The sequence below is a fragment of the Klebsiella sp. A-Nf5 genome, from assembly GCF_002810545.1.
GTDB classification, from domain to species: domain Bacteria; phylum Pseudomonadota; class Gammaproteobacteria; order Enterobacterales; family Enterobacteriaceae; genus Klebsiella; species Klebsiella variicola.
In genome coordinates, this window is sequence record NZ_PIOG01000142.1 from 1 (window position 1) to 1096 (window position 1096).

Here is a 1096-nt window from a genome sequence, read left to right on the forward strand (position 1 = left end):
CACAACGATTCTGTAGGCGGTATTGATTTCTGAAAAGAAGGGCCGGAATCCAAAACTTGTTGATAAGTTGGGTAACACATTGATTGTCATAGATTTTTTTTGTGGTTGTGGTGGGGCTAGCGAAGGGCTGCGTCAAGCTGGTTTTGACGTTGAGCTTGGTATTGACATCGACGCACAAGCCTCTGAGACCTATAAAGCCAATTTCCCCGATGCTACTTTCATTTTTGATGATATAAGAAATGTAAGTGTTGAAAAAGTGGCAAATTCTATTGCATTCAAAAGTGCAAATGGTTTACTTCTCAGCGCATGTGCTCCATGTCAGCCATTTTCGCAACAAAATAAATATAAAAATGAGGATGATGAAAGAATCTCTCTACTTGATGAAACTCATCGCTTTGTATCAACACTCTTACCAGAATATATTATGCTTGAAAATGTTCCGGGAATCCAAAAGATTGATGGAAGCAAAGAAAGTCCATTTACAAGATTTATTTCATTGCTAGATAGCTTGGATTATAAATATGTTTATTTTGTAGCTAATGCTGAAAAGTATGGAGTTCCGCAACGAAGAAAGCGCTTTGTATTGTTGGCCAGTTTACTAGGGCCGATTACAATACCTGAACAAACACATGATACTGATAATTCACCAGTAAGAACGGTAAGAGATTTTATTGAAGAATATCCTAGGCTTGAAGCCGGTGAAGTTGATAAAAATGATGAGTTACATCGTGCAGCTGAACTGACAGAACTTAACCTAAAAAGAATAAAAAATACACCTGAAGGTGGTGATCGTAGAAACTGGCCCTTGGAGTTAATTAATGAGTGTCATAAAAGTTATACAGGTCATACTGATACCTACGGTCGAATGTCATGGGATAAACCTGCACCAACATTAACTACTAAATGCAATAGTTATTCAAATGGTAGATTTGGTCATCCAGATGTTTCACAACATAGAGCTATAAGCATTAGAGAGGCATCAAGATTACAAACTTTTCCGGCTGATTACATTTTTAAAGGTGCATTCAATGCTATGGCTAAACAAATTGGCAATGCTGTACCTTGTGAGTTAGCTCGTCAATTTGGACTCCATTTT

General features: G+C 37.4%; 1 protein-coding gene. It reads left to right on the top strand.

Going from position 1 to position 1096, the window contains the following annotated elements; genetic code table 11:
- Positions 1–79: 79 nt before the first annotated feature.
- The coding region (locus tag CWM53_RS15295) for a DNA cytosine methyltransferase (protein ID WP_100750806.1) at positions 80–1096 on the top strand (1017 nt) is incomplete at its 3' end.